Here is a 4,509-nt window from a genome sequence, read left to right as displayed (position 1 = left end):
GCTCGCCTCCTTCCCCTCCCACCCGCACGATTATCATTACCATCTAATTTATTTTGAGTATTTTAACTGATTGACAAAATGCGCTTTATCTTAACCTATCACCGATGTAGCCGAAGCAGGAGTAGAAGCTATCAACACTAATGTCTTAGCTGAGCGTGCTGGTATTTCTGTTGGCTCGGTGTATCAGTATTTCTCAAATAAGGAAGCAATCTTAGCAGCTTTGGGAGAGCGATATATACAGCAATTAAGTAACAATATAATAACTGCTTTACAACAGGATGTTTCCGGTTTGGATTTTACTACTATCGTTTCGCAGGTGATTGACCCCATGATTGCTTTTGAACGCCAATATCCGGCCTTTAGACATCTCAATGCTGGGCAAGAAGGGCAAATCACGCTGGCAGAAGCTGCTCAAACAGTTGAGCAAGAAATATTAACCAATATATATAAGTAGAACGATTCAAAAAAACCGAACTATGTAAAGAAACATAAACTAGGCTAAAACCCTCTTCACTCCTGCCTTCTGCCTCCTGCCTCCTGCCTATTCCTAACGATAAATATTCACACCGACCTACTTAATTTACTTCTACGGGTTAGACCCGATCTCAATCCTATCCAAGGATTACAGATTGCAAGGGTAATGAAAGCTCTTTATAAAGGTATGAGTTATCTAATTGGGCAGGAACAAGAGATTCACAAACAAGGTGGCGATGTTAATCGTCTAATTGCCGATCTCAAGCGGATGATGACAGAATATTTAGAGAAAAATTTAGGTTGATAACTTTTCATCACCGTTGGCAACCAACCCCATCCCTCTCTCAAGGTACTTCGTTTATGAACAAGACCTGGATATCTCAACTAACGAGGAAGACCATCATGAGGACGACCTTCCCAGAGGGGGGGGGTTGAAGTTGATTTAAATGTGCATAAGCAGGAAATTGCGGAGGTTTGTAACGAGTTGAGGAGGTTACTAAAGTAATACTCTCCCCTGCTCCCCCTTACCTCCCTGGTCAGTCTTCAATCGGACATGATATTACGGAACTGGAACGGCTACTCGATTGCTGGGAACAATCTGTGGCTGATATGAAAACACCTCTCGGTTACGAGGATCGACATTTACCTTGAGCCACTGTACGTCGTTAGTGCCGTTCCCTTGATTGTCCCCAAATGTCTCGATACGAGTGAAGTTCTCTAAGCGTCTACCTTGAGCATCTAGAAAGGGCTTGTCAATACGGAAGTAGTGCGAATCGCCATGCACATAGGCAACTGGTTTACGGAAAGCGATTACCTCATCGCGCAATGCTAATAAAAAGTCCTTAAAGCCATCAGGCTGTCCATCAGTTTCCACAAGCGTTCTTGGATTACGCAAAGGCGCTCTGGTTGGATCGGCCAGATCCCACCCTGGGCTAGCTTGCGAGATCAACATGACCGCCGCTGAGTTGCGGTCCTTTGCTACTTTAAAAGTCTCTTTCATCCATGCAATATTAGCTGCATTCCGCGCTGCGTACTCCTGTTGACTGGGTGCTGTGTCGCATAGGTTATTGCACGAACCTTGGATGTTGAGTGTTACGTATGTAACCCTACCAACCGTCCACCGACGATTCTCGGCGCAGGATACCGGCCCATTGACACCAAGGCATAGCGGGACTGTCTGCACTTCCTGAGCTAATCGGCGCTGCCCTAGAGAATAATTCGTGCTGAAGAAGATTTTACGCTCGTAATCGAGGCGCTCTAGTGAGTTGAATCCGCCATTGGAAGGGCGATCGCAGTCTGTCCAATCATTGTCTCCTGGGGTAAAGGCTGCTGGCGCTTCCAGAGCGTTGAAGTAGGCAAGCGCATTGGTATATACTACGTCGTCACAACGGCTATTAGAACCAGCTTTGAGATCGCCATCGTGGACGGTAAAAGCCAATTTCTGCGAATTCATGTCGTCGATTAGTGCTTTGACGCCAACTTCTTGCTCGGCCGAGTAGGGTAGATCGCCCCAAAGTCCAATCTCGTATGGCGCATTGGCATTTTCGTTCTCTGCGGCAACCACCAAACTGGTGCTAACAGATGCCAGAAACGGTAAAGTCAAACCTACCAAACACATTTTTCGCAGCAAATATACACTAATAATGCGTCGAAAGATTGAGTAGCCAAGCTTGGTAATCATCATATCCTCAGTTATTTTTAAAATCCGTGAGTGTATTTGAGACAAGTAGTTTTTACTCACGCTATTCAACTCAGGAATTTAAATTACGGGATGTCGGTTAGAGATTGGTTATGAGTAGGTTATCAATAGATATCTTTATCAAAATGTTTGATGATAAATTGTAGCTCGTGTAAGTCTTTGATTGATACTAAGTTCTTGTCAAAGATCGTAACTGGGGGTAGGAGTAAAAATATTATGTTTGAGTGCAATTTATTATGGCTTACCACTTTTTTATAACTATTAAAAAATACCTATGTTTGACTTGTCTTTTAAATCAACAAGCGTATAATTCAAAATTCAATTTCTTCCTTCTGCTCTCTGGCCTCAGCATAGCTGCCTAAACCAGCCCACTATTGATGATCGCCAAAAATTGCCAAGAACCTCCAGCCGGGAAAGATAGCCTTGGGCGTACTGTTGCAGAGGTAATGGCTTACGCCAAGGATGGGGTTGATATCAGCTTTCAAGAAGAACTGCTCAAGAGCGGCTTGGCTAGAACGCAGCAAGGTGGTGTGGAATGCCCGAATCAAATAGCTTTTGACAATGCCCAGAGGTTGGCGATGTCTAAAGACAAGCCGCTACGCGTCTACGCACCAAAGGCAGGGATATGGGGGCAAAGGAAGTGACATTTTTTCTAAGTGTGTTATGGGCGGTCTGCCGCGGTAACCGTATCTCGGCAGTCCTCTTGCGGGGTAATCTGGTTTAGAAAAGTCAACAGATACGGCACAGAAAAGTTAGTCTGCGGAGCGTATCCAGCTACGAACATATTTTTGAGATTTTACCTAAAAAAATTACATATTCTATGCAAAATAGACTTAGTTACTGTATATTTTTTTGCTTCACCTATATCAAGTGTAGAAGCTTTTAAAATCTCAGTTCCAGCTTCCATAATAAAATCATAATTAAACCAAAAAGCATCTAATACTCTCTGTTTCCCTACTTTCAAACCTAATTCTTGAGCAATAGGATGGCTGTCAAAATTGTTTAGCATCAGTTCATATTGCCCTTGCAATACTCCGCCTGCTCGAAAATGAGTTACCTTAGCATCAGCTTCAACAATTGCTTGATAGCAAGCTCGTCGGTAATCTGTAACATCCCGGAACTGTTTGAGAAATGCAACTGGTACTGTTTGCAAACTGAAAACTTTTAGAAGGCTAGAGAGACTTTCTATTAATGCACCCGTAATTCCGCCTTGCCTGTGAGCAAGCATCTGATTCAGTTGAGCAGATGCTTCATCAATACTATGCCAATCTTTGACATGAGGATTATTTATTTCACCGTCTATCCTTCTGACTTCAAACAGACACTGCATTTTTGCTTTAGCGTCTGGGTGAAAATGCTCGAATGCTATAGTATCTACTTTAATTAAAGCGGCATTTTCTGTTAATTTAGGGATATTGAACTGCCCTATCATTTTGTGATAACCATAGATTTCTCTTCCGCCTGCCATTGCATAACCGCTATCAACAAAAAGATAAGGCATAAACCATACTAAACGGTCAGGAATCATCACTCCCGCCACACGCTTCATTGCTATAGTTAATATCCAGAAACTTACATCAATCTCAGGCATCCAGCCCATTTCTCTATCTTTTTGATTTAAAGAATAGACCTTTTCAACGTCAGTAACAACTAAAAACACATAGGGCATAGCTGGACGATATTCAAGTTTATCTTCTGTAAACTTATTTAAATATCGATCGCAAAGGAATTGCAATTTATCATTTTCAGCTTGTAGTAAAAAGCTATGTATACTAGCATTTTCAAAATTAAATGGGGGCTTCAAGACTTGCTCGCCACCACGCTCAATGTATAGAGGATAGTTAGAAGTAGACATTTGATTTGCTGTTGTAATTTATTGTTGTTTGCGGGTGCGATCCCCTTTAATCTTAAATATCTGACTCACCAGCAATCTGTTTTGGATATCCAGAAATAGCTCTCGATGCTAACATTCCTGATACAACAGTTGCCTCAATACAGCCAGCATTAATATTATTCAAAGTCCAGTCACCTGTGAGATATAAATTTTCAAATCCAGATTCACCGGGTTGAAGGCGATATTTTGTACTTCCTTTTACAGATAATACATAGCGATCGCTTGGTTCAATATTTGCTTTACAGAATTGCGAATCGAATCTTTTTAATTCGCTACGTTCTTGAGTATCGATTAATAAATTCCAATTGAATGCTTGGGAATCTTGGGATGCTGTACCCGGATTTCTCACCAAGATTGAAAGAAGAGGGGTCAAAAACTGCCAAAATGTATGTTGCAAAAGAATTCCAGCAGCTTAAAGCATGACCCCAAGTAAAAATCATTC

The 4,509-nt window shown here is 41.9% G+C and carries 6 protein-coding genes; 3 read left to right on the top strand and 3 right to left on the bottom strand.

The features are described 5' to 3' along the window. The first annotated feature begins 97 nt into the window (after positions 1-97). Entirely contained in the window at positions 98-454 is a 357-nt protein-coding gene (locus tag H6H03_RS39210) for a TetR/AcrR family transcriptional regulator (protein ID WP_190960364.1), read from the top strand. 186 nt (positions 455-640) lie between these two features. Then, positions 641-778: a hypothetical protein gene (locus tag H6H03_RS39205; RefSeq protein ID WP_190960362.1), complete on the top strand. Its 138-nt coding sequence runs from the start codon at positions 641-643 to the stop codon at positions 776-778. A 255-nt stretch (positions 779-1,033) separates the two neighbouring features. Here the strand turns inward: H6H03_RS39205 and H6H03_RS39200 are convergent, their stop codons facing one another. Further along, a complete protein-coding gene (locus tag H6H03_RS39200; protein WP_313932045.1) occupies positions 1,034-2,215 on the bottom strand; it encodes a hypothetical protein in 1,182 nt (393 codons plus the stop codon). Between the two features lie 335 nt (positions 2,216-2,550). Between H6H03_RS39200 and H6H03_RS39195 the strand changes: the two genes are divergently transcribed. Next, entirely contained in the window at positions 2,551-2,817 is a 267-nt protein-coding gene (locus H6H03_RS39195) for a thermonuclease family protein (RefSeq protein ID WP_190960361.1), read from the top strand. A 152-nt stretch (positions 2,818-2,969) separates the two neighbouring features. Here the strand turns inward: H6H03_RS39195 and H6H03_RS39190 are convergent, their stop codons facing one another. Together H6H03_RS39190 and H6H03_RS39185 are read right to left on the bottom strand one after the other, a co-directional pair. Next, positions 2,970-4,028, bottom strand: coding sequence for a hypothetical protein (locus tag H6H03_RS39190; RefSeq protein WP_190960360.1), 1,059 nt, complete (start codon positions 4,026-4,028; stop codon positions 2,970-2,972). A gap of 52 nt (positions 4,029-4,080) precedes the next feature. Next, positions 4,081-4,464 (bottom strand): hypothetical protein, encoded by a 384-nt coding sequence (locus tag H6H03_RS39185; protein WP_190960359.1) that lies wholly within the window; start codon positions 4,462-4,464, stop codon positions 4,081-4,083. Positions 4,465-4,509 lie beyond the last annotated feature (45 nt).

The organism is Nostoc paludosum FACHB-159, from assembly GCF_014698835.1.
GTDB lineage: Bacteria > Cyanobacteriota > Cyanobacteriia > Cyanobacteriales > Nostocaceae > Nostoc > Nostoc paludosum.
This window is presented reverse-complemented; position numbering and strand designations above follow the sequence as displayed.

Coding starts and splice junctions, on each gene's coding strand:
- H6H03_RS39190 (WP_190960360.1), bottom strand. CDS start 4,028: ATGTCTACTTCTAACTATCCTCTATACATTGAGCGTGGTGGCGAGCAA.
- H6H03_RS39205 (WP_190960362.1), top strand. CDS start 641: ATGAAAGCTCTTTATAAAGGTATGAGTTATCTAATTGGGCAGGAACAA.
- H6H03_RS39195 (WP_190960361.1), top strand. CDS start 2,551: ATGATCGCCAAAAATTGCCAAGAACCTCCAGCCGGGAAAGATAGCCTT.